Source organism: Pseudonocardia halophobica, from assembly GCF_027922425.1.
Classification (GTDB): Bacteria; Actinomycetota; Actinomycetes; order Mycobacteriales; family Pseudonocardiaceae; genus Pseudonocardia; species Pseudonocardia halophobica.
In genome coordinates this window covers 365,213-392,062 of sequence record NZ_BSFQ01000003.1, presented here as the reverse complement: position 1 = coordinate 392,062, position 26,850 = coordinate 365,213, and the positions used below count along the sequence as shown (strand labels likewise).

Here is a 26,850-nt window from a genome sequence, read left to right as displayed (position 1 = left end):
GGTAAGGCTCCCAGTAGACGACTGGGTTGATAGGCCAGAGATGGAAGCCCTGTGAGGGGTGGAGTTGACTGGTACTAATAGGCCGAGGGCTTGCCACGACATGTTGTTCGCATCCACTGTGTGACCCTGAGCACACAACCATCGGTGTTTTGCCGGCGGTTGGTGTTCGACCCGGTCGGTCCCTCGTCGAAGGGCAAGGCTGGGATAGGTGAATAGTGTTGTCGGTGGTCATTGCGGAGGGGGAACGCCCGGTCCCATCCCGAACCCGGAAGCTAAGCCCTCCAGCGCCGATGGTACTGCACTCGCCAGGGTGTGGGAGAGTAGGTCGCCGCCGACATCAAACCTTGGGAAAGGCCCCGGAACTTCGGTTCCGGGGCCTTTCTCGCGTTCTCGGCTCAGAGTGCGGCGGAAGCGGCTACCAAGCTCCACCGACAATTTTTCGCCTCGCCGTGTCGGGAGACGTCGATCTTTCCCCACCCGGGTCCGCGTGTCCACAGGATCGACATTCGTACCGCCGAGCTCCCGTCCTCGGCCGATGCTTGGTGCACCGGATGAGACCGATACGAGGAGCGAGAAGATGACCGAGATCCTGACGACCGTGGTGGGCCGCCTGACGAATGCGCCTGTCACGCGGGACCTGGGTGGCGGCCGCGAGGTCGTCTCCTTCCGAATGGCTTGCAACCACGGGTACCTGGACCGCACGACCGGGCAGTGGAAGGAGTCGTCGACCTCCTACGTGTCCGTCGACATCTGGCGCAAGCACCTGGGCCGCAACGTGCAGGGGTCGTTCGTGAAGGGCGACCCGGTGATCGCGCACGGCCGGCTGTACGTGCGGGACTACGAGCAGGAGGGGCGCACCCGCACCGCGGTCACCCTCGTCGCCGACGCCGTCGGGCCCGACCTCAACACGGCGATGGCCGCTGTCACCAGGGTGCGACGGACCGCCGACGGCAGCCTGGTGGAGGAGGCCGGCACGCCGGTGCCGGGCGACGAAGGTGCTGCCCAGGAGGGTGTGCCGATCGGTCCGCGCTCCGCACCGGAGGAGGAGCGGCTCGGACAGGTGGCCGAGGTCGTACCGGCCGCGAGGGCCTGACCCGGGCGGAACTACCATCGTGGGCGTGGCGGAGTTCATCTACACCATGAAGAACGTGCGCAAGGCGCACGGCGACAAGGTCATCCTCGACAACGCCTCGATCAGCTTCTACCCGGGGGCCAAGATCGGTGTCGTGGGGCCGAACGGCGCCGGCAAGTCGAGCGTGCTGCGGATCATGGCGGGGCTGGACCAGCCCAACAACGGCGAGGCATTCCTGGCGCCCGGGGCGACGGTCGGCATCCTCCAGCAGGAGCCCGCGCTGAACGAGGAGAAGACCGTCCTCGGGAACGTCGAGGAGGGCGTCGGCGAGATCAAGCAGAAGCTCGACCGGTACAACCAGATCGCCGAGCAGATGGCGACGGACTACTCGGACGCGCTGATGGAGGAGATGGGCACCCTCCAGGAGGAGCTCGACCACGCCGATGCCTGGGAACTCGACTCCCAGCTCGAGCAGGCGATGGACGCGCTGCGGTGCCCGCCGCCGGACGCCGAGGTCACTCACCTCTCCGGTGGTGAGCGCCGCCGGGTCGCGCTGTGCAAGCTCCTGCTGTCGAAGCCGGACCTCCTGCTGCTCGACGAGCCGACCAACCACCTCGACGCCGAGAGCGTCCTGTGGCTGGAGCAGTTCCTCAGCTCCTACCCGGGCGCGGTCCTGGCCGTCACCCACGACCGGTACTTCCTCGACAACGTGGCGCAGTGGATCCTCGAGCTGGACCGCGGCCGCACCTTCCCCTACGAGGGCAACTACTCGACCTACCTGGAGAAGAAGGCGGAGCGGCTCGCCGTCCAGGGCAAGAAGGACGCGAAGCTGCAGCGGCGGCTGAAGGAGGAGCTGGCCTGGGTCCGCTCCAACCCCAAGGCGCGCCAGGCGAAGAGCCGCTCGCGGCTCGACCGCTACGAGGAGATGGCGGCCGAGGCGGACCGGCACCGCAAGCTGGACTTCGAGGAGATCCAGATCCCGCCGGGCCCCCGCCTGGGTAACACCGTCGTCGAGGTCTCGCACCTGGACAAGGGCTTCGACGGGCGGCAGCTCATCAAGGACCTGTCCTTCTCGCTGCCCCGCAACGGCATCGTGGGCGTCATCGGGCCGAACGGTGTGGGCAAGACCACGCTGTTCAAGACGATCGTCGGCCTGGAGAAGCCGGACTCGGGCGAGGTGAAGGTCGGCGACACGGTCAAGCTGTCGTACGTCGACCAGAACCGGGCCGGCATCGACCCGAAGAAGAACGTGTGGGAGGTCGTGTCCGACGGGCTCGACTACATCCACGTCGGGCAGACCGAGATGCCGTCCCGGGCCTACGTCGCGGCGTTCGGGTTCAAGGGCCCGGACCAGCAGAAGCCGGCCGGCGTGCTGTCCGGTGGTGAGCGGAACCGGCTGAACCTGGCCCTCACGCTCAAGCTGGGCGGCAACCTGATCCTGCTCGACGAGCCGACGAACGACCTGGACGTCGAGACCCTGGGGTCGCTGGAGAACGCGCTGGAGCAGTTCCCGGGCTGCGCCGTGGTGATCTCCCACGACCGCTGGTTCCTCGACCGCGTCGTGACCCACATCCTCGCGTGGGAGGGCACGGACGAGAACCCGGCCAGCTGGTTCTGGTTCGAGGGCAACTTCGAGGCGTACGAGAAGAACAAGATCGAGCGCCTCGGAGCGGATGCCGCGCGACCGCACCGTGTGACGCACCGTAAGCTGACCCGTGACTGAGAGCTATCACTCTCCGGCGGCCTGAGGGCACGGAGCGGCAGCGGGAGCGACCCCGGAGTCGGGGTGCACGGGAGGGTGCATGTCCGAAGTGGTCCGGCACGACGGGGACCAGATCTCCGGGGCGGCGATGGTCGGTGTCGCCTCGTCGCTGCGGTGGAGCAGGCCGGATCTCACGGCCGATCTCGCCGGGCACGTCGCCGATGCGGCGCGGTCCGGCGACCCGGCCCTGTGGCTCGCCGCCCTCGGGTGGCGGGTGCACGGGATCGCGGCGGTGGGCGACGGCCGCTCGGCCGTCGTCGAGGCGCTCGCGGCGCTGGAAGGGGTGGACGTCGATCCTGCGGACACGGCGGCCCTGCGTCTGCTGGTCGAGGTCGCCTTGGCGTGCCGGGACAACGGCGATGTCGCCCTCGCCCGGCGGCTCGCACAGGTTGTCCTGACACGTGCCGACGAGTCGCCGGAGTCCCGGTTCGACGCTCGGCTGGTCCTGGCGCGCTGTGGGACCGGTGACCAGTCGGGCGAGGTGAGCGGCCTCCTCGACGACGCTCGGGCGGAGGCCGCACGTCTGTTGCCCGGCCCCGCCTACGCGGCTGCCGTCGCGCTCGCGCGGGCGTCGGCCGCACGGGAGGGCGGGCGACCGGACGAGGCCGTCGACGCCGCCGCCGAAGGGCTGCGCGTCCTCGGAGCCGGCGACGCAGAGACCCCCGGTCCGGTGTCACCCCATCTGGTCGACGCGCTCACGGCGCAGCGGCTCGGCGCCCTGCTCGAGGCCGGACGTCGCACGGAGGCACGCGCGCTGGCGGATGCGGTGGCCGGACGCGCGGGAACGAAGGCGACGCGGCAGGCCGCGCAGCTCCGGCTCGTCGTCGCGCAAGCGACGGCCGACGACGGCGCCGCGGCCGAGCGGGCGTTGGCCGAGGCCGCCCAGTACGCGGCCGCCGCCGACAGCCCCGGGCTCGAGGGTGCGTGCCGCATCGCGCTCGGCGACCTCGTCGAGAAGCAGGGCCGGCTGGACGTCGCCCTGGCCGCGACGCGGGCCGGGCTCGAGGCGGAGCATCGCGACGCGGAGCGCGGGCGGCGGTTCCGCGAGCTGGTCGCCGCTGTTGCCGATCGGCTGATCGGCGACAGCACTCCCGATCGAGGGCGCCGCGACGTCGTCGGGTCCGCTGCAGGTGGCAGCGCTCCGCGTGCCGACGGCCGGGCCGACGCCAATGGTGCCGGCACGCCCGGTCGTTCCCGTGCCACGGAAACGGGTACCGGCGCGTCCCCCGGCACCCTGCCCGGAAGCGGAACGCGGAACGGGACGTCTCCTGCGCACCCGGCCGCGAGCGTCACGGGACCGACGAGCGCGATCGACGCCCTGCTGGGCGGACTCGACGCAGGGATCCTGCCGGCCGCGTGGAGCAGCTCGATCGCTGATCCGTTGGCCGAGCCGCGATCCGCGGTGCACCGTCGCGAGACGACGGCCGCCGAGGGCGGCGGCCGTCGGCGCCGCGCAGTGGACGAGGTCGCCGACGAGCTCGAGGTGACGGCCGGGCGGCGGCGGAAGGACGACGGCGGTGCCGAGCTGACCGTCGGCACCGGGCGGACCGACGCCGACCGCGCCAAGATCGGCGACCCGGGCACGCGCAGCGTTGTGCGGTCCGGTGACCATGGCGCCAGGCGGCGCAACGACGCCGGTCCGGCCGCAACCCTCGAGGCGATTCGCGGCGGGCAGCGCGCGGAGACCGCCGGCGGCGCAGCGTCGGCCTCCGATCGCACCCGAGGTGCAGGGGTCGGCTCCGCAGGCTCGGGGCCGGGTGATCTCGACGAGGGGGTGGCCCCGACCGTCGGCCGCAGGCGCGGCGAGGGGAACGACTCCGCAGACTCGGCTCGGGGCGCCCGCCCCGAAGGCGCCCTGTCGGAGCCCGGTCGTCGGCGCAGCGAAGGCGACTCCGCGGCCGTGGGTCGTGGCCGCGAGGATGTCGTTACGGGTACTGGTCGGCGCGGAGGCGGCAACTCTGCCGGCGCGAGCCGTGGTGGCCCTGCCGAAGGTCTGTTCCCGGCCTCCGGTCGCGCGAGCCGGGGCGGTGCCGAGGACCTCCTCCCGATTGCCGGCGTCGGACGCCGTGACGAGCAGGAGACCGTGCACGGCCGTCGGGATGTGCGGCGGGGCGAGGGCGAGGCGCCCACGAGCCCGGACGAACGCCCGACCGATGGCGCCGGCGCGACGAGCGCAAGGCGCAGCTCGCAGGACGACGGGCGGGGGTCGGTGCTCCGCGACGACCCGGCGACGGCCACGAACGGCCGGGTCCGAGAACCGGCGCCGGGCCGTGGCCGCAGCGACAGCGGATGGAGTGCGCTGTTCGGCGGCTCGGTCGACTCGCCGAGCACGTCGACCGACGCCGAGGGTGAGTCCGAGCGCGCACACGAGCCACCCGCGAAGACTGGTCCGCGGACCATGGCGACCGCGGTCCCGATCGACGACGCGGACCAGCGGCGGACGGCGTCCTACGGGTCACTGCTCGGGGACGCGTTGATCTCGGAGCTGCGGGCCTCGGGTCAGTGGAGCGACGACGGACGGCCCCGTTCCTGGCCCCGTCTGCGGTCCGATCACGACGACCTGCCCGGCGTTGTCGACGATCGCAGTGGTGTCAGCCCCGGGTCGGATGAGGGCGTTGCGCGGACGACCGCGGGGCTGCGCCGGGAAGGCGACGATTCGCAGCCGCGGGGCGAGGCGGGTGACGAGCGGGGCGACTCGGCTGGACGTCCTGGCCGGATCAGCGACGAACTCTCCAACGGAAGTGTGGAGGGGGCCAGACGTGGCCCCGCAGCCGCCGGCCCGAGCGAGGTTGAGCGTCCCGGTCACGAGGGCGCCCGGGAGTCGAGCGCGGGAACCGAGGCGCAGAGTGCTGAGCGCTCGGCCAGGTCTCGTGCGCAGGTCGAGGACGTGCTGCGCAGTGAGGTCCGTGGGGCGCGGGCGGCCGAGGGCGAGCGGTCCCGGTCGCGTCGCTCGGCCGACCGGCTCTCCGCGGAGGGGCAGCCTGCCGCGCGTCTGGTGGCGGACCTGCTAGCTGCTTCGGAGGGTGGAGGCCGCGCTGCTCGGCGCCGGGCGCGCGAGGCTGCCGAGGCACAGTCCGAGCGCACGGCGTCGACCGCGCCGGCACGACACGGCGAGCCGGTTGCCGAGCGGCGCGGCGCCGCGGAGGCGAGCCTCGGTGCGCTGGGCGGTGCGAGCGAGCCGGGCCGGGCCGGCGCGCGCCGTACTCGGGCCGATGAGCTGGGCCGCGCCGATGCGCTCGGTCGCGGCGATGACCTGGGTCGGGCCGACGAGCTGAGCAGCGTCGAGGACTTGGGTCGCGCGGACGACAACGTTCGCGCGACTGAGCCTGGCCGGGCGACCGAGCCGTGGCGCGGAGGTGAGCCGGGCCGCGAAGGGGTGTGGGGCCGTGGACCTGAGCCGGGTCGCGGCACTGCGCCGAGCCAGGGAGCCGAGTCCGGGCGCGAAGCTGTGTCGGGGCGCGGAGGTGAGTCGGGCCGAGGGCGTGAGTCGGGGCGGGCGGGTGAGTCGAGCGAGGCGAGCGGTGCCGAGCGGACCCGGGGGGACGAGCTGGGGCGTGCCGGAGTGTCCGGACCTCAGGACGTGGTGAGCACGGGCACGCCGGGGGACGGCGGGCTGTCGGCACTCGACGGGACGTCGGCGCGGGCGGGTGAGCCGGCGCCGGCGGGGGTCGAGCCGTCGGCCGCGGCGCAGGCGGCGGACGACTGGTTGCGCTCGGCGATCGCGGAACTGGACCGCGTGTGGGGCAAGCCGGACGCGCTGTCGGGGGCCCTGCCTGTCGATCGGAGCGAGCCCACCGAGAGCGACAGTGATGCGGTGGGCACGTCCGTGGTGCTCGACCTCGTGGACGGGGACCGGCGGATCGGGTCGCCGGACGCCGAGCGGGTGCTACGGGGGCTCACCGACCGGATGCGGGTGCACCTCCCGAGCCGCGGTCGCGTGCGGAGCGAGGACCCCAGCACCCTGCGCGTCGACCTGCCGGGGCGTGACCGGAGCGAGACCGCGGCGTGGCTGCACCCGGTGATGCGGGATCTGGCCACGAGCGTCGACGGCGGGGCGGAGCTCCGGGGCGCGCGGTTGCGGGGCACCGTGCACGGGACGGACGGCGTCACCGGGGTACAGCTCATCCAGGACCTGGAGCCGCCGCCCGGGGGGCGGTCGTCGAGCGGGCGCACGAGTGCGGCTGCGTTCCGGATGGAGGACCTGGCGGTCCGCCCCGGGAGCGGCGGCCGTCGGCACCGGCGAGCAGCCGGATCCGCCGGCGCCGAGGGCACGGCGGACGACGAGGGCGACCCGGCCGGCTCGACGGCGCCCACCGCGGCACCTTCCGCCGCCTCGACGCCACCGGCAGCTGCCGCCGGCACCGGATCGCCCGGAGCCTCGGCGACGCCGGCGCGACGGGACGATCGTCCGGCCGGCCAGGCCGACCACCGGACTGACGGCACCGGTGACCCCGGTGCCGCGGCGACCGACTCCGCGACGAACGCCGACGCTGCGACCGAGTCCGGCGGCGCCGCCGAACCGGGTGGTGCGGCGGCGAAGGAGACGCCCACCGAGTCCCTGGGCCTCGGGGACCTCCTCGCCGGCGCGATGGCGGCGTACCGCGGCCTCTGACGGACTCTGACGGACTCTGACGGCCTCCACATCGAGCTGGTCCGCCCGGGGCCGACACCGCCCGGGCCGACAGGACGGCCGGCAACGGCGGCCGGCCGCGGTGGAGCGAACGGGGACGACCGTTGCCACCCACCGCCACCAGGCGCTTCCCCTGGGTGACCGGATCGCGCTCGGGCCGGCGCCGCGATCAGCCGATCGGGGGCTAGGGTGGACGCCGCCCCGAGCAACCCTCGCAAGACCCGGAGTCGCCGAGAATGAGCCGGACCCGTGAGCACACCACCGCCGCGGAGCCGGCCGACGCGGATCTGGAGGGCCTGACCGCCCTCTACGCCCGGCACGCGCCCGCGGACGGGGCGCCCGCCCACGCCGACAGCCCGGAGCTGCCCCGGCTCGCCGAGGTCGCGGCCGAGCAGCTGTCGCTGGCCGCCCGCCGCCTGGTCGGCGAGCCGCTCGTCCAGGTCGAGGGGACGGCCGTCCGGATCGTCACCGACGACATGCCCTACCTCGTCGGCTCGACCCTGGTCGCGGTGTCGCGCGCCGGGGCGGAGATGCGGCGGTTGCTGCACCCGATCGTCGTCGTGCGGCGGGACGTGGCGGGGCAGCTGCAGGAGGTCCTGCCCGACGCCGACCCCGCGGACCCGCCCCGCGGCACGTTCGCCGAGTCCTGGATCCGCCTGGACCTGAACGCCGCCGTCGATCCCGCCGCCCTCACCGAGGAGCTGCGCGACGCGTTGCACGACGTCCGCGAGACCGTCGAGGACGGCGACCGGATGGAACGCCGGATCCGCACCCTCGCCGACGAGCTGCTCGCCGAGGAACTCGTGCCCCGCGGGGTCCGCACCGACCGCGGCTCCGAGCGCCACGAGACCGCCCAGTTCCTCCGCTGGCTCGCCGACGGCCACTTCACCTTCCTCGGCTACCGCCACTACCGGATCGACGGCGAGCGGCTGCGGCCCGAGCTCGCGTCGGGCCTGGGTGTCCTGCGCCGGGACACGCTCGACAACGGTGCGTTCGTCCCGGACGGCGGCGGGGCGGACCGGGCCGAGGAGCTGCTGATCCTCACCCGCGCCGGCGTGCGCAGCCGGGTGCTGCGCCCTGCGCACCCGTACTACGTGGGCCTGCGCACCTTCGACCAGCACGGCGCGCCCACCGGCGAGCACCGTTTCCTCGGCATGCTCACGGTCCCGGGAATGTACGAGAGCGTGCTCGACATCCCGGTCATCGCGCGGCGGGTGCGCCGGGCGATCCGGAGGGCGGGCTTCCCGCAGGAGTCGTACTCGGGGCAGCAGATGCTCGAGGTGATCTCCGGACTGCCGCGCGAGGAGCTGTTCAGCGCGACGACGGAGTACCTGCACGACGTCGGGGTCGGCGTCCTGGGGCTGGCGGGCCGTCGCGCCGTGCGGGTGTTCCTGCGCCGGGACCCGCACCACCGGTTCGTCTCGTGCCTGGTCTACGTGCCGCGCGACCGGTACACCACGACGAGCCGGCTGGCGATGGCCGAGGTCCTGCGAGACCGGCTGCGCGGCAGCACCGTCGACTACACCGCGCGTGTCACCGAGGCCCCCTACGCGCAGGTGCACTTCATGGTGCAGACCGACGCCGCGCAGGCGCCGGTCGACCCGGACGCGCAGGAGCTCACCGACGCCCTCACGGAGGCCGTCCGGACCTGGGACGACCGGCTCGTCGACCGGCTCGGCGCTCCGGCGGCGACGGCCACGGTGCCCGGCCTGCTCGCCGGCGTCCCGGACTCCTACAAGGCGGGCGTCCGGCCCGAGCGCGCGGTGGAGGACCTGAAGCGGATCCTGGCGCTGCCGGAGGGCGGGTTCGACGTCCGGCTCCACCACGAGAACGGCGAGCGCCGGCTGGCGATCTACCTGGACGCGCCGGTGTCGCTGACCCGGATCCTGCCGGTACTGCAGCACCTGGGCGTGGAGGTCGTCGACGAGCACCCGTCGGAGTTCGTCCGGCCCGACGGCCGCCGCTGCTGGCTCTACGACTTCGGGCTGCGCCTCGACCCCGCCGACTTCGCCGACACCGACCTCGCCGGCCGCGACGAGGCCGCGCTGGACCGGGACTTCTGCGCCGCCTTCCGCGCGACCTGGGGCGGCGACGCCGAGGCGGACCGGTTCTCCGCGCTGGTGCTGCACGCCGGTCTGCACTGGCGGGAGGCGGCGCTGTTGCGTGCCTATGCCCGCTACTCGCGGCAGGTCGGGAGCACCTTCGGGGTGCAGTACATGGCGGACACGCTGCTGGCCCAGCCCGCCGTCGCACGCGGGCTGGTGAAGCTGTTCCGGGCCCGGTTCGACCCGGCCGAGGAGAACCGGTCGAAGGTCACCGAGGAGGCGCTGACCGAGGTCACCACGCTGATCGACCAGGTCACCGGCCTGGACGCGGACCGGATCCTGCGCGGCTTCCTGGCGACGATCGTCGCGACGCTGCGCACGAACTGGTTCCGCGACCGCGCGTTCACCTCGTTCAAGATCGACCCGGCCGCGGTGCCGGACATGCCCGCGCCGCGGCCGCGCTTCGAGATCTTCGTGTACTCGCCGCGGATGGAGGGCGTGCACCTGCGGTTCGGGCCGGTCGCCCGCGGCGGGCTGCGCTGGTCCGACCGCCCGCAGGACTTCCGCACCGAGATCCTCGGCCTGGTCAAGGCCCAGATGGTGAAGAACGCGGTGATCGTGCCCGTCGGCGCCAAGGGCGGGTTCGTGGTCCGCGCCGCCCGGCCGGACCCGGCCGAGGTCGAGGCCTGCTACCGGCTCTTCATCTCCGGGCTGCTCGACGTCACCGACAATCTGGTGCGGGGCGAGACCGTCCCGCCGCCGGACGTGGTGCGTCACGACGGCGACGACTCCTACCTGGTCGTCGCCGCGGACAAGGGCACCGCCCGGTTCTCCGACGTGGCCAACGAGGTCGCCGCGAGCTACGACTTCTGGCTCGGTGACGCGTTCGCCTCCGGCGGCTCGGTCGGCTACGACCACAAGGCCATGGGCATCACCGCCCGCGGCGCCTGGGAGAGCGTCAAGCGGCACTTCTCCGAGCTCGGGGTCGACACCCAGACCCAGGACTTCACGGTCGTCGGCGTCGGGGACATGTCCGGCGACGTGTTCGGCAACGGGATGCTGCTCTCCGAGCACATCCGGCTGGTGGCGGCCTTCGACCACCGGCACGTGTTCGTCGACCCGACGCCGGATGCCGCTCGCGGGTTCGCCGAGCGGAGCCGGCTGTTCGCGCTGCCCCGCAGCTCGTGGGACGACTACGACCGCTCCGCCATCAGTCCCGGCGGCGGGGTCTGGCCGCGCACGGCCAAGGCGGTGCCGGTCGGCCCGGAGATGCGGGAGGCGCTGGGCCTGTCCGAGCACGTGGTGAAGCTGAGCCCGCCCGAGCTGATCCGGGCGATCCTGCTCGCCCCGGCCGACCTGCTGTGGAACGGCGGCATCGGCACCTACGTCAAGGCCTCCACCGAGGGGCACGCCGACGCCGGGGACAAGGCCAACGACGTCATCCGGGTCGACGGCCGGGAGCTGCGGGTCAAGGTCGTCGGCGAGGGCGGCAACCTCGGGCTGACCCAGCGCGGCCGGATCGAGTACGCCCGCCACGGCGGGCGGGTCAACACCGACGCGATCGACAACTCGGCCGGCGTGGACTGCTCCGACCACGAGGTCAACATCAAGATCCTGCTGGACCGGTTGGTCACCGTCGGCGAGCTCGACCGCCCGGGGCGTAACGCCCTGCTCGCCGAGATGACCGACGAGGTCGCCTCGCTGGTCCTGGCCGACAACACCGACCAGAACGCCGTCCTCGGCGTCGCCCGGTCGCACTCCGGCGAGATGGCCAACGTGCACTCCCGGGTCATCGCGGACCTGGAGGAACGCACCGGGCTGGACCGGGCCCTGGAGGTGCTGCCCACGCCGGCGGGGTTCAAGGCCCTCGAACGGTCCGGGGAGGGCCTCACCGGGCCGGAGCTGTCGACGCTGCTCGCGCACGTCAAGCTCGACCTCACCCGCCGGCTGCTCGACAGCGACCTGCTCGAGGGGGCCGCGTTCGCGCCCCGGCTGCCGGAGTACTTCCCGCACCCGCTGCGCGAGCGGTTCCCCGACGCGATCCGCCGCCACCCGCTGCACCGCGAGATCCTCTGCACGCTGCTGGTCAACGAGATGGTCGACGGCGCCGGGATCACCTTCGCGTTCCGGATCGGCGAGGAGACCGCCGCCGCCGCGTCCGACGCCGTCCGCGCCTACGCGGTGGTGACCGGCGTGTACGCGCTGCGGACGCACTGGCGGCAGATCCGCGCCGCCGGGCTGCCCGTCGAGGTCGCCGACCGGCTGATCCTGGAGTCCCGCCGGCTGCTGGACAGGGCGTCGCGCTGGTTCCTCGCCAACCGCCCCCAGCCCCTGGCCGTCGGGGCCGAGGCCGCCCGCTTCGCCGGGCAGGTGCGCACGCTGTGGCGCCGGCTCCCGGACTTCCTCGTGGGCCGGGAGAAGGAGGCCGTGGAGAACCGGACCGCCGCGCTGCTCGACGAGGGCGTGCCCGACCGGCTGGCCCGGCGCGCGGCGACGGCGGTGCACGGCTTCGGGTTGCTCGACGTCGTCGACCTGATCGAGCTGTCCGAGCGCGACGGCGAGCCGCGGGACCCGGAGGAGGTCGCGCGCACGTACTTCGCGCTCAGCGACCACCTCGGCGTCGACGTGGCGCTGACCTCGGTCAGTGCGCTGCCCCGCGGCGACCGCTGGCACCAGCTCGCCCGGCTCGCGCTGCGGGACGACCTCTACGGGTCGCTGCGCTCGATCACCCTCGACGCGCTGCGCGAGGCCGCACCGGGCACGCCGGTGCCGGAGACGATCGCGCAGTGGGAGCGGGCGAACGCATCCCGGCTCGTCCGCGCGCGGGCGGCGCTGCAGGAGATCGCCGGCGCCGGGCAGCTCGACCTGGCCACGCTCTCCGTCGTCTCCCGGCAGTTGCGGGGTCTCGCGCGGTAGCGTGACGGGGTCGACACCCGCGGCGGAGGGAGGCCCTCGTGGACGACCGCGACGCGAAGGTGGTCGCCCTGCCGTCGTTGCGCGAGTATCCGGGCGGGACGCCGCTGGAGCTGCGGGCCGTGCGGCCGGTCCCGTGGCTCGCGCTGCTGCTGATGGCGGGTGAGATCGACCTGACGAACTGCTTCGAGATGGGTTCCTGGGTCGAGTCGCACGCCGCCGACCGGGTCGTGGTGGACCTGACCTGCGTGGAGCTGCTGGCCGCCTGCGGCGCCCGCCGCCTCGCCGAGGCCCAGGAGACGTTCCGGCGCCGGGGGAGCGAGATGCGGGTCGTGGTGTCCGGCGATCCGCTGCAGGAGCAGCTGCTGCGGGTGGTCGGCAGCTTCGACCTCCACGGCTCCGTCGCGTCGGCCTGCCGGGAGCGATGAGTTCCGGCCGCCCGGCCGGTCCACCCCCACGTGACGACGTTCCTGCTGCTGCCCGGCGCGGGCGGCGAGGCCTGGTACTGGGACCGGGTCGTCCCGGAGCTGACGGCGCGCGGCCACGAGCCCGTCGCCGTCGACCTGCCCGCCGACGACGAGACCGTGGGCTGGGCGGACTACACCGCCCTCGCCCTGGAAGCCCTCGGCGGCCGGCCCGATCCGGTCGTCGTCGCGCAGTCGATGGGCGCCTACACCGGCGCCCTGGTCTGCGCGGCGACGAAGGCCCGGCGGCTCGTGCTGGTGAACCCGATGATCCCGGCGCCGGGGGAGAGCGCCGGGCGCTGGTGGGAGGCCACGAGGCAGGCCGAGGCCCGGGCCGAGGCGGGGTTCGACGGGTTCGACCTCGAGCGGGACTTCCTGCACGACATGCCCGACGACCTGCGCGCCGACCTGAGGCGCGGCGGCAGGAACCAGTCGGAGCGCTCGTTCGCCGAGCCGTACCCGCTCGAGGCGTGGCCGGAGGTCCCGACGACGGTGCTGGCCGGCGCCGACGACCGCCTGTTCCCCCTGGCCTTCCAACGGCGGGTGGCCCGCGAGCGGCTCGGGCTCGACGTCGTCGCGGTGCCGGGCGGGCACCTCAACGCCCTGTCCCGGCCGGTCGAGGTGGCGGAGGCGCTGGTCGCGGCCGTCCGAGCGGGTGAGAGGGTGGGCGGGTGGCCCGCTACGTCGCCCAGGTCCCGCTGCGCTGGACCGACCAGGACTCCTACCGGCACCTGAACCACGCCCGGGCGGTCACGCTCCTCGAGGAGGCGCGCATCGACCTGATGTTCACCGCCGCCGCCGCGGAGGGCGTCGACACCTTCGCCGCCGGGCTGCTGGTGGCCGGGCTGGGCGTGGAGTACCGCCGGCAGATCCCGTACCGGGCGCACGACCTGCGGGTCGAGATGACCGTGCGGGACGTGCGGGCCGCGTCGTTCACGATCGACTACGTCATGCGCGCGGGCCCGGCCGAGTCCGATCCCGTCGCGATCGAGGCCGAGACCCGGATGGCGCTGTTCGACTTGAACGGTCATCGGCCGCGCCGGCTCACGGCCGAGGAGAAGGCGTTCCTGCTGCGCTGGGCCCCCGAGGCGAGCGAGGCGGTGTCGTGAGCCTCCGGTTCGCCGACCCGTCCGAGCGCGCGGACCTGGGCGCCTTCACCGCCCGGCTGGTCCGCCTCGACGAGTCCGCGCCGGTGAGGCTGCGGTCCGCACGCGGCCGGGTGACGGCCTGGGCACCGACCCCGTTCGAGGCGCTCGCCACCCGCTCGGTCGCCGCGGTGATGGAGCCGGAGGACGTCACCCTCCAGGGATCCGCCCTGCTCACCGCGCTGGCCGTGGACCGGTCCGAGGAGGTGGACCTCGGCGGCGCCGCCGGGTTCTGGACGGGCACGCTGCCGCCGGACGAGGGCTGGACCCGGCTCGAGGACGTCCCCGCGCGGGAGCTGGAGGCGCTGACCGAGCGCGGGCTGGCCCTGGCCCGGGAGCACGGCGGGCCGATGGGGCCGCCGGCCTCGCTGCTCGACCAGACCGTGCTGACGGTCTCCGGCGACGTCCCGGGCACGGTCTCGGTGCCGATGCGGGCGCTGTTCGCCCTGTCCGGCATGGGCTTCCTCGGCGGCGCCGACACCGGGGCGGGCGAGGGGCCGGAGCCGATCGTGCGGGTCTCCGCAACGGGCTCGTGGATGCGGCTCGACGCCCGCTTCGGCGCCGTCGTCCGCCGGCGGATCACCACGCTGCCCCTGCTGACCTGACAGCATTTCCGCAGCTCAGACGGGGTCGTGAGGGCGAACTGCCGCTCTAGGGGCAGTGGGCACTCACGGGTCAGGCGAGCCAGGCGGCCGTGTCCGGGGGGAGCTCGCCGCAGTCCGTGAGCGGGGCGCTGGTGAGCAGGACGTCGCCGGGCGGGAGCGGGACGGGCCGGTCGCCGGCGTTGAGTGCGCAGACCAGGGTGGAGCCGGTGCGGCGGAAGGCGAGGCAGCCCGCCGGCGCCCCGAACCACTCGACCTGGTCGCCGTGGAAGGCGGGATGGCTGCGGCGCAGATCGAGGGCGTGCCGGTAGAGCGACAGCGTGGAGTTCGGGTCCTCGAGCTGGTCGGCGGCGGTGAGCGCCCCGTACGCCTCGGGCATCGGGAGCCACGGCGTGCCGGTGGTGAAGCCGTAGCCGGGGCCCTCGCCCTCCCACGGCAGCGGTACCCGGGCGCCGTCGCGGCCGGGGTCGGTGTGCCCGGACAGCTCCCAGGTCGGGTCCTGCCGCGCCTCCGCCGGGAGCTCGACGTCCGGCAGACCGAGCTCGTCGCCGTGGTAGAGGTACGCCGTCCCGGGCAGGGCCAGCGCGACCAGCGCCATCGCCCGCGCCCGGGCGGGGCCGTCCGCGCCCTCCCCGTAGCGGGTCGCGGGGCGGACGAGGTCATGGTTCGACAAGGTCCACACGGCGGGCGCACCGGCGGACCCCGCGGCCGCGAGGGTGCGGTCGATCGCCTCGCGCACCGCGACCGCGTCGTAGGCCGCGTCCCGCAGCGCGGAGTGGAAGGCGAGGTGCAGCTCGTCCCGGCGGACGTAGCCGGCCCAGCGGGCGTCGTCGCGCACCGTGCCGACCTCGCCGACGGCCATGCGGTCCGGGTAGTGGTCGAGCACGGCGCGGATCAGCCGGTGCACGTCGTGCACCGGGTCCTGGTCGAAACGCGGGTCGACGAGCTCGTCGGACACCGGGGTCCAGCCGGGCTGCCGGCGGTCGTCCGGCAGCCCGGCGGCCTTGGCCATGCCGTGCGCGACGTCGATCCGCAGGCCGTCGACGCCGCGGTCGCACCAGAACCGCAGCGTCTTCTCCAGGTCCGCCCAGACCTCGGGGTTCTCCCAGTTGAGGTCCGGCTGGCCGGGGGCGAACAGGTGCAGGTACCACTCGTCCGGCCGGCTCGTGCCGTCCTCGTCCGTCGCGGTGAGCCGGGTCCACGCCGGCCCGCCGAACACGCTCTGCCAGTTGTTCGGCGGCTGCTCGCCGCGATCGCCCCGGCCGGGACGGAAGTGGTAGCGGGCCCGCTCCGGGCTCCCGGGTGCCGACGACACGGCCGCCCGGAACCACTCGTGCTGGTCCGAGGTGTGGTTGGGCACGACGTCGACGAGCACGCGCAGGCCGTGCGCGTGCGCGTCGGTGATCAGCCCGTCGAGGTCGTCGAGCGTGCCGAGCAGCGGGTCGACCTCGCGCGGATCGGTCACGTCGTAGCCGTGGTCGAGACCCGGCGACGGGTTGACGGGGCTCAGCCAGAGGGCGTCGACGCCGAGGAGCTCGAGGTACCCGAGCCGGCTGCGGACGCCCGCGAGGTCGCCGACCCCGTCGCCGTCCGAGTCGGCGAAGCTGCGGACGTAGACCTGGTAGACGACGGCCTCCGCCCACCACTGCCCGTCGTGCCGCACGAGACGTCATCATGCCAAACGCGGCGGCCGGTCCCTACCTAGAAGCCGGAGTTGACCATGCTCGCCGCGGCGTACTCCAGGTACTGCCAGAGCTGCGCGCGGTGGGCCTCGTCGAGGTCGGACTCGTCGACGGCCACGCGCATGCAGCGCAGCCACGCGTCCCGCTCGATCGGGCCGATGGTGAACGGGAAGTGCCGCATCCGCAGGCGCGGGTGTCCGCGCTGCTCGGAGTAGGTGCGGGGGCCGCCCCAGTACTGCTCGAGGAACATCCGCAGCCGGTCCTCGGCCGGGCCCAGGTCCTCCTCGGGGTACAGCGGGCGGAGGATCTCGTCCTCGGCGACCTGTTCGTAGAAGCGGTGGACGATCTGGTGGAAGACCTTGTCGCCCCCCACCTCCGCGTAGAAGTTCTGTGGTGCGGTCACGTGCCCAGTCTCCCCCCGAGGCCGAGCGGCACGGGCCGGGGGACACCCTCGTCGTCGAACGCGTCCGTGATGGCGGCGTTGAGCGCGCGCTGCACGGCCCACTGCTTGCCCGGGTTGACCTTGACCGTGAGCCGCAGCGTGGCGCCCTCCGCGGTCACCTTCTCGACGCCGAGGACCTCCGGGTCCTCCAGCACGTCCTCGGCGATGTCCTCCTGCCCGACGCGCTCGGCGGCGACCCGCCCGGCCAGCTCGGAGACCTCCGCCATGTCCGCGGAGTGGGCGAGCGGCAGGTCGACCACGGCCACGGCGTACCCCTGGCTCTTGTTGCCCACGCGCAGGATCTCGCCGTTGCGGACGTACCAGACGGTGCCCTGCACGTCCCGGATCGTGGTGATGCGCAGGCCGACCGCCTCGACCGTGCCGCTGGCCTCGCCGAGGTCGACGATGTCGCCGACGCCGTACTGGTCCTCGAGCAGCATGAACATGCCCGACAGGAAGTCCCGCACCAGGTTCTGCGCGCCGAAACCGACGGCGACGCCGACGATCCCGGCCGACGCCAGGATGGGCCCGAGCGCCACGCCGAACTCGGCGAGGATCATCACCGCCGCGATCAGCAGGATCACCGCGGAGGTGATCGAGCGCAGCACCGAGCCGATGGTCCGGGTGCGCTGGATGCGCCGCTGCGAGATGAGCGGGGTGGTGCGGATCCGCTTGGGCGCGCGGCCGAGCACCTTGGAGAGGCCCCCGTTCGACGCGCCCTCCACCACCCGCGTGATCGCGCGGTGCAGCAGGTGCCGCGCCACGAACGCGACCACGATGATCAGCACGATCTTGATCGTGCCGTTGACCACGACGTCGGCCGAGCTGGCCAGGAAGTCGTTGTTGGTCCACTCGTAGAAGCGGGCGCACCAGCTCCCGGCCTGCGCGGCGCAGGCGGGCGGCTCGGCGAGGGGCAGGGCGTCGACGGCGTCCTGCAGAGGGGTCACGTCAGCTCCAGACCGGTGTGGAAGGCCAGGAAGGCCAGGGTGTCCACGGACAGCGCGACGGTGCGCGAGATCGAGCGCGCCCCGTGCCCGACGTCGGTCTCGCGCCGGAGCAGGACGGGGCGCCCGAGCAGGTCACCGGTGGTGGCGTGCTGCAGCGCCGCGCACATCTTGCGGGCGTGCAGCGGGTCCACCCGGGTGTCCGACTCGAAGACTGTGAAGAGGGTGGCCGGGTACGCCACGCCCTCGCGGACGTGGTGGTACGGCGAGTAGGAGAGCAGCCAGTCGAGCTGCTCGGGGTCGTCGGCGGTGCCGTACTCGTCGTTCCAGGTGCGGCCCAGGGAGAACAGCTCGTAGCGGACCATGTCCAGCAGCGGCGCCGAGCAGACGACGGCGGCGTACAGGTCCGGGCGCTGGGTCAGCGCGGCGCCGACGAGCAGCCCGCCGTTCGAGCCGCCCTGGATGCCGAGCTGCGCGGGCGTGGTGGTGCCCGCGGCGACGAGGGCCTCGCCGGCCGCGTGGAAGTCGTCGAACACGTTCTGCTTGTTCGCGCGGTTGCCGGCGAGGTGCCAGGTCTCGCCCTCCTCGCTGCCGCCGCGCAGCCCGACGAGCGCGTACGCGCCCCCCGAGGCGACCCACGCCAGCGCCGACGACGTGTACGCCGGCTCGCGGGCGATCGAGAAGCCGCCGTACCCGGTCATCAGGACCGGCCAAGGACCGTCCCCCTCGCCCGGGGTGACCACGAACATCCGGACGGTGGTGCCGTCCTTCGAGGTGAACTCGCGCAGCTCGGAGCGCACGACGGGCAGCTCGACCTGGCCGGGCGCGGTGGCCTCGAGCACTGTGGTGCCCCGCTGGTACCGGTGCACCTGCGGCGGCGTGACGAGGTCGGTCCAGCCGATCCAGACCTGCCCGTAGCGGTCCGGGGTGTCCCGGTCCGCGACCGTGAGACCGGTGAGCGAGCCGGTGCCCGGCAGCGGGATCTCCCCGACCGGGGCGCCGTCGACGGCGTGCAGGGCCAGCTCGGCGACCGCGTGCCGGGCCCGGGCGACGACGAGTCGAGGCACGTCGTCGGTGCCCGGGGCGGGCTCGAGCCAGCGGACGGCCTGCAGCACCGAGCCGGGGTCCTCGGGGACCAGGTCGTGCCAGTACTCGCGCTGCGGCGTGGCGGGGTCGGTGACGGCGAGCCGCCAGCGCGGCGCCCCGTCCGTGGTGTGGATGTAGAGGCGGCCGTCGCGCTCGACCCAGCAGGTGGCCTGGACGTCGTCCGCCTGGGTGAGGATCGGGACGAGCTCGGGGGTCTTGCCGTCGCTCAGCTCGGTGATCCACACGCTGTCGCGGCGGGCGGTCCCGACGTTGGCGGTCACGACCAGCCAGCGACCGTCGCGGGACACGCGCACGCCGTAGTAGGTGTGGTCCTCGTACAGGCCCGGGCCGGTGACCAGCTCGTCCTCGGTGTCCGGGGTGCCGACGCGGTGCCGCCAGACACGCCGGTGGAAGTCCTCCTCGCCGTCCTCGACCTCGCCGGGGGCGACCTTGCGCACGTAGACGAACTCGGCGCCGCCGGGCAGCCACGCCACCGACGAGTAGCGGCAGCGGTCGATGGGACCCTCGACGACCTCGCCGGTCGCGACGTCGAGCAGGGAGAGGACCGACTGCTCGTCGCCGCCGTGCGAGACCTGGTAGGCGATCCGCTCGCCCTCCAGGTCCGGCACCCAGGTGTCGAGCGTGGTCAGGCCGGTCGGGTCGAGGGCGATGGGGTCGAGCAGGGCCCGCTCGCTCCCGTCGGGCTCCCGGACGTGGACCACGGCGTGCTCCTGGCCCGGCTCGCGGCGGGAGAAGAACGCCCGCCCGGCCCGCCAGAGCGGCACCGAGATCGAGCCGGCGGAGAGCAGATCGCGCAGCCGCGCCTCGAGGACCTCGCGGCCGGGCAGGGCGTCGAGCCGGCCGCGGGCGAGCTCGTCCTGCACCGCCGACCACTCGCGGGTCCGGGGGTCCTCCGGATCCTCGAGCCAGCGGTACGGATCGGCGACCGGGCGCCCGTGGAGCTCCTCGACGAGAGCGAGGCGGGGCGCCACGGGATAGGGCGGCGTGCTCACACGATCGGAGGTTACGTGACCACCCGGGTGTGGCCGCCGGGCCCCAGGGACAGCACGTAGTCCTGCCCGATCAGGTCCGCGCCGAAACTGTGGTGCGGTTCCTCGGCGACGAGCCGGAAGCCCGCGTCGAGGTAGAGGCGGCGCGCCGCGTCGAGGACGTCGTTGGTCCAGAGCCGCAGCGTGGCGTAGCCCTGCTCCCGCGCGAAGTCGACGCAGGTGGCCACGAGCCGGCGGCCGAGCCCGTGCCCCCGGGCGTCGGGGTGGACGAGCAGGATCCGCAGCACGGCGGTGTCCGGGTCCGGGCCGGCCACGCACAGCACGCAGCCGACGCGGCGGCCGTCGAGCTCGGCGACCCAGCCGCGCTCCCGGGGACCGGAGGTGAAGTCCGCCACGATCCGCGCGACGAGAGCCTCGAAGCTCGTGTCCCAGCCGTACTCCGCGGCGTACAGCTCCCCGTGCGCACCAACGACCCACCCGAGGTCGCCGGGCCTGCCGATCTCGCGGATCTCGATCTCGGCCATCGCGCCTCCTCGACTGAAACGAGTGTTTCAGTGCAGGATGGCGCGGTGACCGGAGAAGGGCAAGGGGCGGGCTCGCCGCGGCGGGAGGAGCTGCTGGAGGCTGCGTACGCGTACGTGCTGCGGCACGGGCTCGCCGACCTGTCGCTGCGCCCGCTCGCCCGCGAGGTCGGGAGCAGTCCGCGCGTGCTGCTCTACCTCTTCGGGTCGAAGGACGGGCTGGTCCGGGCCCTGCTCGGGCGCGCCCGCACCGCCGAGCTCGCCCTGCTCGCCGACCTGCCCGAGGGCGATGCACCCGGCCTGCTGCGGGCGTTGTGGGAGTGGCTCGCCGCGCCCCCGCACCGCGACCTGCTGCGGCTGTGGGTCGAGGGGTACGGGCGCGCGCTCGTCGAGCCGGGGGGGCCGTGGGCGGGGTTCGCCGAGGCCACGGTCCGGGACTGGCTGGTGGTGCTCGGCCGGGTGCTGCCGGAGGCCGCCGCCACCGAGGCGCTCGCCGTCCTGCGTGGCGCCCTGCTCGACCTGCTGGCCACGGGCGACGCGGACCGGACGGGCGCGGCGGTGGCGGCGCACGCCGCCCGCCTGGGCTGAGCTCGCGGCGGGGCGGGTTTCTGCAGCTCGTCGGGGGTCGTGAGTGCCGACCGCCCCTCTAGGGGCAGTTGCCGCTCACGGTGCGGGTGGTGACGTGCGGGGGGATCGGGGCGTCGGCGGGCACGTGCGGGTCGGGCCGGGGTGTGCCTAACGTGCTGGTCAGCGGGACGACGCCGGCCCAGACCTCGGGCGAGAGGTCCTCCGGGTCGTCGGCGGGCGGGCCGGTGCGGATCTTCACGCTGGCCTCGTCGAGATCCAGCGCCAGCACGGCCGTGGCGGCCAGCTCGCGGCGGGTGGGTTGGCGCGTGTAGTCCCAGGAGCCGGGCGCGAGGTGCTCGACGATCGCCCGCAGCGCGTCCGTGCGCTCGGGCTCCGCGGTGACCAGCCGCGCGGTGCCGTGCGCGACGGCGCTGCGGTAGTTCATCGAGAAGTGGAAGGCCGAGCGGGCGTAGACGATCCCGTCGAGGTGCGTGACGGTCGCGCACACCGGGACCCCGCCCTCGCGCAGCCAGCGCGCGCCGGAGGACCCGTGCACGTAGAGGGTGTCGCCGATGCGGCCGTAGCCGGTGGGCAGCACGACCGGGGCGCCGTCACGGACCAGCGCGAGGTGGCAGACGAGGCCGTGGTCGAGGACGTCGTACAGCGCGGCCCGGTCGGTGGCCCCGCGCTCGCGGTGGCGGCCGACGGTGCTGCGCGGGGTGGGGGACAGGGTGGTGCTCACGGCGTCGCTCACGGTCTCGAGTCTGAGGCCGGAGGTGGCATCCTGGAACGGCCACTCCGCCTCTGATCCGGAAGGCCACTGCCGTGTCGATCGTGACCGAGCTGCCGCCGCTGCACCTCGACCGCGCGGGCCCCGAGCCGCTCGCGGCGCAGCTCGCCGACGCGCTGCGCGCCGCGGCCGCGGGTGGCGCGCTGCGGGCGGGGGACCGGCTGCCGTCGACCCGCGAGCTGGCTGCCGTCCTGCGGGTCAGCCGCACCGTGACGGCGGCCGCCTACGACCAGCTCCTGGCCGAGGGGTGGGTCGAGGGGCGGGTGGGCGCGGGCACCTTCGTGACCGCGGTCCCGGCGGCCGGTCCGGCCCCGGGTCCGGAGCCGCGCAGGGAGCCGGCGGACGAGGGGGCGCGGATCGAGCTGCGCCCCGGCACGCCCTGCACCGAGGTCCTGGACCGGGCCGCGTGGCGGCGGGCGTGGCGGGCGGCGGCGGATCCCGAGCCCGACCTGCTGCCCCGGTACGCCGGGCTGCCCGGGTTCCGCGCCGCCGTCGGCGAGCACCTGCTGCGCCACCGCGGGCTCGTCGCGCGGCCCGACGAGGTCCTGGCCACCGGCGGGAGCACGGGCGCGATCGCCGAGCTGGCCCGGGTGCTGCCGGAGGGTGCGCGGGTCGCGGTGGAGGAGCCGGGGTACCGGCGGGCCGCCGACGCGCTGGCGGCAGCCGGGCTCGAGGTCGTCGGCGTGCCGGTCGACGACGAGGGGCTGCGGGTCGAGGACCTGCCCACCGGCCTGGCCGCGGTCTACTGCACCCCGGCGCACCAGTTTCCCGTCGGCGGGCGGATGCCGGCCGCGCGGCGGATCGCCCTGGTCGAGCGAGCGCGGGTCGAGGGCCTGCTGGTGATCGAGGACGACTACGACGGCGAGCTGCGCTACGACGTCGCCCCGCTGCCGTTGCTCGCCGCGCTCGGCCCGGACGTCGTCGCGCACGTCGGGACGGCCAGCAAGATCCTCACGCCGACGCTCGGGGTGGGCTGGCTGGTCGCGCCGCCCGTGGTGCGTGCGGCCGTGGCGGAGCGCCGGGAGCGGACCGGGTCGCGGCCCGCGCCGGCGGGGCAGCGGGTGTTCGCGGCCTTCGCCACCTCCGGCGACCTGGCCCGGCACCTGCGCCGGCTGCGCCGCGAGCTGGGGGAGCGCCGACGGCTGCTGGTCGAGGCGCTGGCCGGTGTGCCGCTGCGGGGCGACCGGGCCGGCGCGCACGTCCTCGTCCCGTTGCCCGACGCGGCCACGGCCCGGGCCGTGCAGGCCGCGGCGGCCGAGCGCGGGGTGGGCCTCGAGGTGCTGGAGCGCTATGCGGGCGCGGAGGCGGGGGGCGGGATCGTGATCGGGTACGCCGGGTCCACGCGCGCCGAGTTCGCCGCCGCGCTGCCGGTCCTGGCCGAGGTGCTCGAGGGACGGGTCGCAGAGGGCTGACAGAGCTGTCGAACGGTCGTTAGGCTCCCGTGCGGAGTTCCCCGCACCGGAGCGAGAGGCGACCGCGATGACGCGCACCCCCGTCGAAGTCCTCACCGACCACCTCAAGGCGCTCAACGCGCACGACGTGGACGCGATCCTCACCGACTACGCCCCCGACGCCGTGCTGATCACCCCCGGCGCGGCCCTGCAGGGGCACGACGCGCTGCGCCAGGCCTTCGGCGGGCTGATCGAGCAGATGCCGAACTGCGTGTTCACCGAGAAGTCGGTCACGGAGGCCGACGGGGTGATCCTCCTGGAATGGGCGCTGGAGTCCGACGTCGCGACCGTGTCGGACGGCATCGACACCGTGGTGGTGCGCGACGGGCTCATCGTCGCGCAGACCGCCCGGTTCACGCCCCAGCCCCGCTGACCGCTCGTCCGGTCCCCGCCCGCCACCGGCCCGCATCCCTCGGGACGCGGGCCGGTGGTGCGTGGTGTGTCAGTCCCCGGCGACGGGGGTGTTCCGCTGCGCGTGCCGGGCGGGATCGGCCGTCTCCGCGGCCGGGCCCACGGCGCCGAGCCGCAGCTCGACGTCGGTCGTGCCGGCGCCGGACAGCTCCACCCGTGTGACCGCGGGCAGGTGCACGCTGGTGGTCACGGTGTAGGTGCCGGGCACGACCCGCGGCACCGTGAACCGGCCGTCCGCCCCGCTGGTGGCGGTGCCGACGACCTCGCCCGCCCCGTCGACCACGGTCACGAGCGCGTTGGGCAGGAGGCGCCCGTCCGGCCCGGTGACCGTGCCGCCCAGGCCGCCCCCGGCGTCGAGCACCAGCTCGACGGGGGTGGCGCCCTCGGCGGTCACGTGCACCGTGGTGGCCCTGGGCTCGTGCCCGGCCAGGGTCGCGGTGACGGTGGTGGTGCCGACCGGGATGCCGTCGAGGCGGAAGCGCCCGTCCTCCCCGGTGACGGCGCGGCCGACGAGCCGGCCCGTCCCGTCGAGCGCGAGCACCGAGACCTGCGGCGCCGGCCGCTCGCCCGCGCGGACCAGGCCGTGCACCGCCCCGTCCCCGCTGAGGTCGAAGTCCTGGGCCGCGCCCCTGCCGTTGAGCGCCACGGTGGCGACCTCGGGCCGGAAGCCCGGCGCGGTCGCGACCACCATGTACGTGCCGCTGGGCAGGCCGTGCAGGGCGTAGGTGCCGCCCTGGTCGACCTCGGTGCGGCCGACCTGCCGCCCGTCGGGCGCGGTGACCGTCACGACGCCGCCCGGGATGGCCGTGCCGTGCGGGGTGCGCAGCGAACCGACGACCGTGCCCGTCTCCGGGACCGCCTCGGCGGCTCCCGCGAAGCCCGCGAGCGCGGCGGTCCCGACGGCCGGACCCACCGTGGGCAGCGGCGAGGTCGCCGTGTCGGACCACTCCTCCGTGTCGACCAGCTCGCCGCCCTCGGCCGCCAGCTCCGCGCCGACCGTCTCGGGGACCGGCGACGTCTGCCGCCGCCCGGTGAAGATCGACGCGACGGCCGCGACCACGCAGGCCGCGACGGCGAACCAGAACGCCGCGGTGAGGCCCTCGGAGAAGGGCTGCGAGATCAGGTTCGGGAAGAAGCTGCGCCCGGTGAGGAAGTTCGCCTGGTCGACCGGGATCCGGTCCAGGACGCCGCCGAGCAGCTCCTGGATCGGGTTGTAGCCGAGGAACGCCGCGAACAGCACGCCGACCGGCGGGAGGTCCGCGATGCGCGAGGCGTCCGCCGCCGGCACGCCGTTCTGCACCAGGCCGGTCTCCATGACCGTCGGCAGGTGCGTGGACAGGCCGGCGATCATGAGGCTGAAGAAGAACCCGATCGACAGCACCATGGCGGCGTTCTGGAAGGTCGCCGTCATGCCGGCGCCGGCGCCGCGGGCGTCGGCCGGCAGGCTGTTCATGATCTCGGCGCGGTTCGGCGAGGCGAACAGGCCCATGCCGATGCCGTTGACCAGCAGGATGACCGCGAAGGCCCAGTAGTCGAAGTTGACCGGCAGGATCTCCAGCAGGACGAAGCTGATCGCGGTGATCACCATCCCGCCGGTGGTGAACCACTTGGCGCCCCACTTGTCCGACAGGATCCCGGACAGCGGCGCCGAGGCGAGGAAGCCGACGGTGAGCGGCAGCATGTAGATGCCGGCCCACAGCGGCGTCTGCTCGAAGCTGTAGCCGTGCTGCGGCAGCCAGATGCCCTGCAGCCAGATGATCAGCACGAACTGCAGTCCGCCGCGGCCGAGCGAGGCCAGCAGGTTCGCGAGGTTGCCGAGCGTGAAGGCGCGGTTGCGGAACAGCGAGAGCTCGAACAGCGGCGCGGCGACCTTCGTCTCGATGATCCCGAAGATCACCAGGACGACGATCCCGCCGATGATGCAGCTCAGCACCATCGGGCTGCCCCAGCCCATGACGCTGTCGCCGTAGGGCTGGATGCCGTAGGTGATGCCGATCAGCAGCACGATGAGGCCCACCGCGAAGGTGATGTTGCCCCACCAGTCCATCTTCGCCCGCACGCGGCGGCCGTTGTCGTGCAGCTTGTAGTACGCCCAGAAGGTGCCGAACACGCCGAAGGGCACCGACACGACGAACACCAGGTGCCAGTTCACCGGGCCCAGCAGGCCGCCGATCACCAGGCCCAGGAAGGAGCCGGCGATCGCGGCGACGCCGTTGATGCCCAGGGCGAGCCCGCGCTGGTTGACCGGGAACGCGTCGGTGAGGATCGCGCTCGAGTTCGCCATGAGGAACGCGCCGCCGATGCCCTGCACGATGCGCCAGGCGATCAGCCAGATCGCGGCGGCGTCGCCCTGCTGCCAGGTGACGGCCAGCAGGATCGACGAGATCGTGAAGACCGCGAAGCCGAGGTTGTACATCCGGACGCGGCCGAACATGTCGCCGAGCCGGCCGAAGCCGACGACCAGCACCGCGGTGACGACCAGGAAGCCCATGATCATCCACAGCAGGTAGCTGGTGTTCGACGACTCCAGCGGGTTGATCCCGATCCCGCGGAAGATGTCGGGCAGCGCGATGAGCACGATCGACGAGTTGATCGTGGCCATGAGCATGCCCAGCGTGGTGTTGGACAGCGCGATCCACTTGTAGCCGGGGCCGGGGTCGCGGGCCTCCCCCGGTCGGTCGATGACGGCAGCCTGCTCGGCCGGCACGGTCTCTCCCCACGGACGACGATTAGTTGTCTCAGGCTAACCGTTTCGGCGTGCCACGGTCGAGCGGGAAGTTCCGCGACCGGGGGTGTGATCTCCCACAGTGGAGCGCGCGACCACGCTGCGTGAGACTCAGGCGTTGCCGTAGACCTTCGTCGGGGTGACGAGAACCGCGACGCGGCCCTCCTCCCGCATCACGCGGTCGTAGGTCTCCCAGTCGTCGTGCGTGCCGCCGGCCGCGGTGAAGACCGCCCGGAGCAGCAGCCGCAGGTCCTCGGGATCGCTGTTGTCCGGCCCGATCAGCTCGCTCGTGCCGTCGACCGCCGCCCAGCGCCAGCCCGCCCGCCACAGCACCGATGTGGCCGGCCGCGCCCGCAGGTTGCGCAGCTTCACGCGCCCGTACGTGACGTACCCGACCACCGGTGCGCCCGTCCGCGGGTGCTCGAGCACCCCGGCGTTGACGAGCGACGAGTGCGGGGTGCCGTCCTCCCGCACCACGCTGATCGACGCGAGCCCGTGTTCCTGCCCGACCATCCGCCGGGCCGCCTCCAGGGCGGCGCTGATGTCCCCAGTGCTCATGCACCTCAGTGTGGACCCGGTCACCGACGA

At 74.1% G+C, this 26,850-nt stretch carries 19 protein-coding genes and 2 rRNA genes; 13 read left to right on the top strand and 8 right to left on the bottom strand.

What is annotated here, in order from left to right; translation table 11 throughout:
- From PKE99_RS06255 to PKE99_RS06210, 10 genes are all read left to right on the top strand, one after another.
- A 23S ribosomal RNA gene (locus tag PKE99_RS06255) occupies window positions 1–98 on the top strand; the annotation flags it as partial.
- A gap of 122 nt (window positions 99–220) precedes the next feature.
- Window positions 221–337, top strand: a 5S ribosomal RNA gene (rrf, locus tag PKE99_RS06250).
- A 240-nt stretch (window positions 338–577) separates the two neighbouring features.
- Entirely contained in the window at window positions 578–1,093 is a 516-nt protein-coding gene (locus PKE99_RS06245; protein ID WP_051737121.1) for a single-stranded DNA-binding protein, read from the top strand.
- Window positions 1,094–1,118: 25 nt separating this feature from the next.
- A complete protein-coding gene (ettA, locus tag PKE99_RS06240) occupies window positions 1,119–2,795 on the top strand; it encodes an energy-dependent translational throttle protein EttA (RefSeq protein WP_037043827.1) in 1,677 nt (558 codons plus the stop codon).
- A 79-nt stretch (window positions 2,796–2,874) separates the two neighbouring features.
- Window positions 2,875–7,446 (top strand): hypothetical protein, encoded by a 4,572-nt coding sequence (locus PKE99_RS06235; RefSeq protein WP_156067374.1) that lies wholly within the window; start codon window positions 2,875–2,877, stop codon window positions 7,444–7,446.
- Between the two features lie 254 nt (window positions 7,447–7,700).
- Window positions 7,701–12,425, top strand: a complete 4,725-nt coding sequence (locus tag PKE99_RS06230; protein ID WP_051737123.1) for an NAD-glutamate dehydrogenase — start codon at window positions 7,701–7,703, stop codon at window positions 12,423–12,425.
- A gap of 38 nt (window positions 12,426–12,463) precedes the next feature.
- Window positions 12,464–12,850, top strand: a complete 387-nt coding sequence (locus PKE99_RS06225) for an STAS domain-containing protein (protein WP_037043268.1) — start codon at window positions 12,464–12,466, stop codon at window positions 12,848–12,850.
- A 30-nt stretch (window positions 12,851–12,880) separates the two neighbouring features.
- Entirely contained in the window at window positions 12,881–13,621 is a 741-nt protein-coding gene (locus PKE99_RS06220) for an alpha/beta fold hydrolase (RefSeq protein ID WP_063739703.1), read from the top strand.
- A complete protein-coding gene (locus tag PKE99_RS06215; protein ID WP_037043269.1) occupies window positions 13,558–13,995 on the top strand; it encodes an acyl-CoA thioesterase in 438 nt (145 codons plus the stop codon). Before PKE99_RS06220 ends, PKE99_RS06215 begins: the two co-directional genes overlap by 64 nt.
- Window positions 13,992–14,636, top strand: a complete 645-nt coding sequence (locus tag PKE99_RS06210; protein WP_037043271.1) for a DUF8185 domain-containing protein — start codon at window positions 13,992–13,994, stop codon at window positions 14,634–14,636. The genes PKE99_RS06215 and PKE99_RS06210 overlap by 4 nt, the downstream gene beginning before the upstream one ends.
- 70 nt (window positions 14,637–14,706) lie before the next feature.
- Here PKE99_RS06210 and PKE99_RS06205 read toward each other — a convergent pair whose 3' ends face one another.
- Genes PKE99_RS06205 through PKE99_RS06185 form a run of 5 tightly spaced genes read right to left on the bottom strand, consistent with a single transcriptional unit; the run spans window position 14,707 to window position 20,321 of the window.
- A complete protein-coding gene (locus PKE99_RS06205; protein WP_037043273.1) occupies window positions 14,707–16,296 on the bottom strand; it encodes a glycoside hydrolase family 13 protein in 1,590 nt (529 codons plus the stop codon).
- A gap of 38 nt (window positions 16,297–16,334) precedes the next feature.
- Complete coding sequence (locus PKE99_RS06200) at window positions 16,335–16,718, bottom strand: globin (protein WP_037043275.1); 384 nt, start codon at window positions 16,716–16,718, stop codon at window positions 16,335–16,337.
- Window positions 16,715–17,704, bottom strand: a complete 990-nt coding sequence (locus tag PKE99_RS06195; protein WP_231498132.1) for a mechanosensitive ion channel family protein — start codon at window positions 17,702–17,704, stop codon at window positions 16,715–16,717. Before PKE99_RS06195 ends, PKE99_RS06200 begins: the two co-directional genes overlap by 4 nt.
- Window positions 17,701–19,800 carry a prolyl oligopeptidase family serine peptidase gene (locus PKE99_RS06190; RefSeq protein WP_037043277.1) on the bottom strand — a complete coding sequence of 700 codons (2,100 nt, stop codon included), beginning with the start codon at window positions 19,798–19,800 and terminating at the stop codon, window positions 17,701–17,703. The genes PKE99_RS06195 and PKE99_RS06190 overlap by 4 nt, the downstream gene beginning before the upstream one ends.
- 11 nt (window positions 19,801–19,811) lie before the next feature.
- Window positions 19,812–20,321, bottom strand: a complete 510-nt coding sequence (locus PKE99_RS06185; RefSeq protein WP_037043279.1) for a GNAT family N-acetyltransferase — start codon at window positions 20,319–20,321, stop codon at window positions 19,812–19,814.
- A 45-nt stretch (window positions 20,322–20,366) separates the two neighbouring features.
- Between PKE99_RS06185 and PKE99_RS06180 the strand changes: the two genes are divergently transcribed.
- Entirely contained in the window at window positions 20,367–20,906 is a 540-nt protein-coding gene (locus PKE99_RS06180) for a TetR/AcrR family transcriptional regulator (RefSeq protein WP_037043281.1), read from the top strand.
- 58 nt (window positions 20,907–20,964) lie between these two features.
- On the opposite strand, the gene PKE99_RS06175 is transcribed toward PKE99_RS06180, so the two are convergent.
- The gene (locus PKE99_RS06175; protein ID WP_197040544.1) at window positions 20,965–21,639 is read right to left on the bottom strand and encodes a pyridoxamine 5'-phosphate oxidase family protein; all 675 of its coding nucleotides are present in this window, start codon (window positions 21,637–21,639) and stop codon (window positions 20,965–20,967) included.
- Between the two features lie 80 nt (window positions 21,640–21,719).
- Between PKE99_RS06175 and pdxR the strand changes: the two genes are divergently transcribed.
- Window positions 21,720–23,087: a MocR-like pyridoxine biosynthesis transcription factor PdxR gene (gene pdxR, locus PKE99_RS06170; protein ID WP_081924000.1), complete on the top strand. Its 1,368-nt coding sequence runs from the start codon at window positions 21,720–21,722 to the stop codon at window positions 23,085–23,087.
- A 67-nt stretch (window positions 23,088–23,154) separates the two neighbouring features.
- Window positions 23,155–23,499, top strand: a complete 345-nt coding sequence (locus tag PKE99_RS06165; protein WP_037043283.1) for a nuclear transport factor 2 family protein — start codon at window positions 23,155–23,157, stop codon at window positions 23,497–23,499.
- A gap of 69 nt (window positions 23,500–23,568) precedes the next feature.
- Here PKE99_RS06165 and PKE99_RS06160 read toward each other — a convergent pair whose 3' ends face one another.
- The gene (locus PKE99_RS06160) at window positions 23,569–26,145 is read right to left on the bottom strand and encodes an MFS transporter (RefSeq protein WP_081924001.1); all 2,577 of its coding nucleotides are present in this window, start codon (window positions 26,143–26,145) and stop codon (window positions 23,569–23,571) included.
- Between the two features lie 228 nt (window positions 26,146–26,373).
- Entirely contained in the window at window positions 26,374–26,820 is a 447-nt protein-coding gene (locus PKE99_RS06155; protein WP_037043285.1) for a TIGR03618 family F420-dependent PPOX class oxidoreductase, read from the bottom strand.
- Window positions 26,821–26,850: the final 30 nt, after the last annotated feature.

Coding starts and splice junctions, on each gene's coding strand:
- PKE99_RS06245 (WP_051737121.1), top strand. CDS start 578: ATGACCGAGATCCTGACGACCGTGGTGGGCCGCCTGACGAATGCGCCT.
- PKE99_RS06235 (WP_156067374.1), top strand. CDS start 2,875: ATGTCCGAAGTGGTCCGGCACGACGGGGACCAGATCTCCGGGGCGGCG.
- PKE99_RS06230 (WP_051737123.1), top strand. CDS start 7,701: ATGAGCCGGACCCGTGAGCACACCACCGCCGCGGAGCCGGCCGACGCG.
- PKE99_RS06185 (WP_037043279.1), bottom strand. CDS start 20,321: ATGGCCGAGATCGAGATCCGCGAGATCGGCAGGCCCGGCGACCTCGGG.
- PKE99_RS06165 (WP_037043283.1), top strand. CDS start 23,155: ATGACGCGCACCCCCGTCGAAGTCCTCACCGACCACCTCAAGGCGCTC.
- PKE99_RS06160 (WP_081924001.1), bottom strand. CDS start 26,145: ATGCTCATGGCCACGATCAACTCGTCGATCGTGCTCATCGCGCTGCCC.
- PKE99_RS06155 (WP_037043285.1), bottom strand. CDS start 26,820: ATGAGCACTGGGGACATCAGCGCCGCCCTGGAGGCGGCCCGGCGGATG.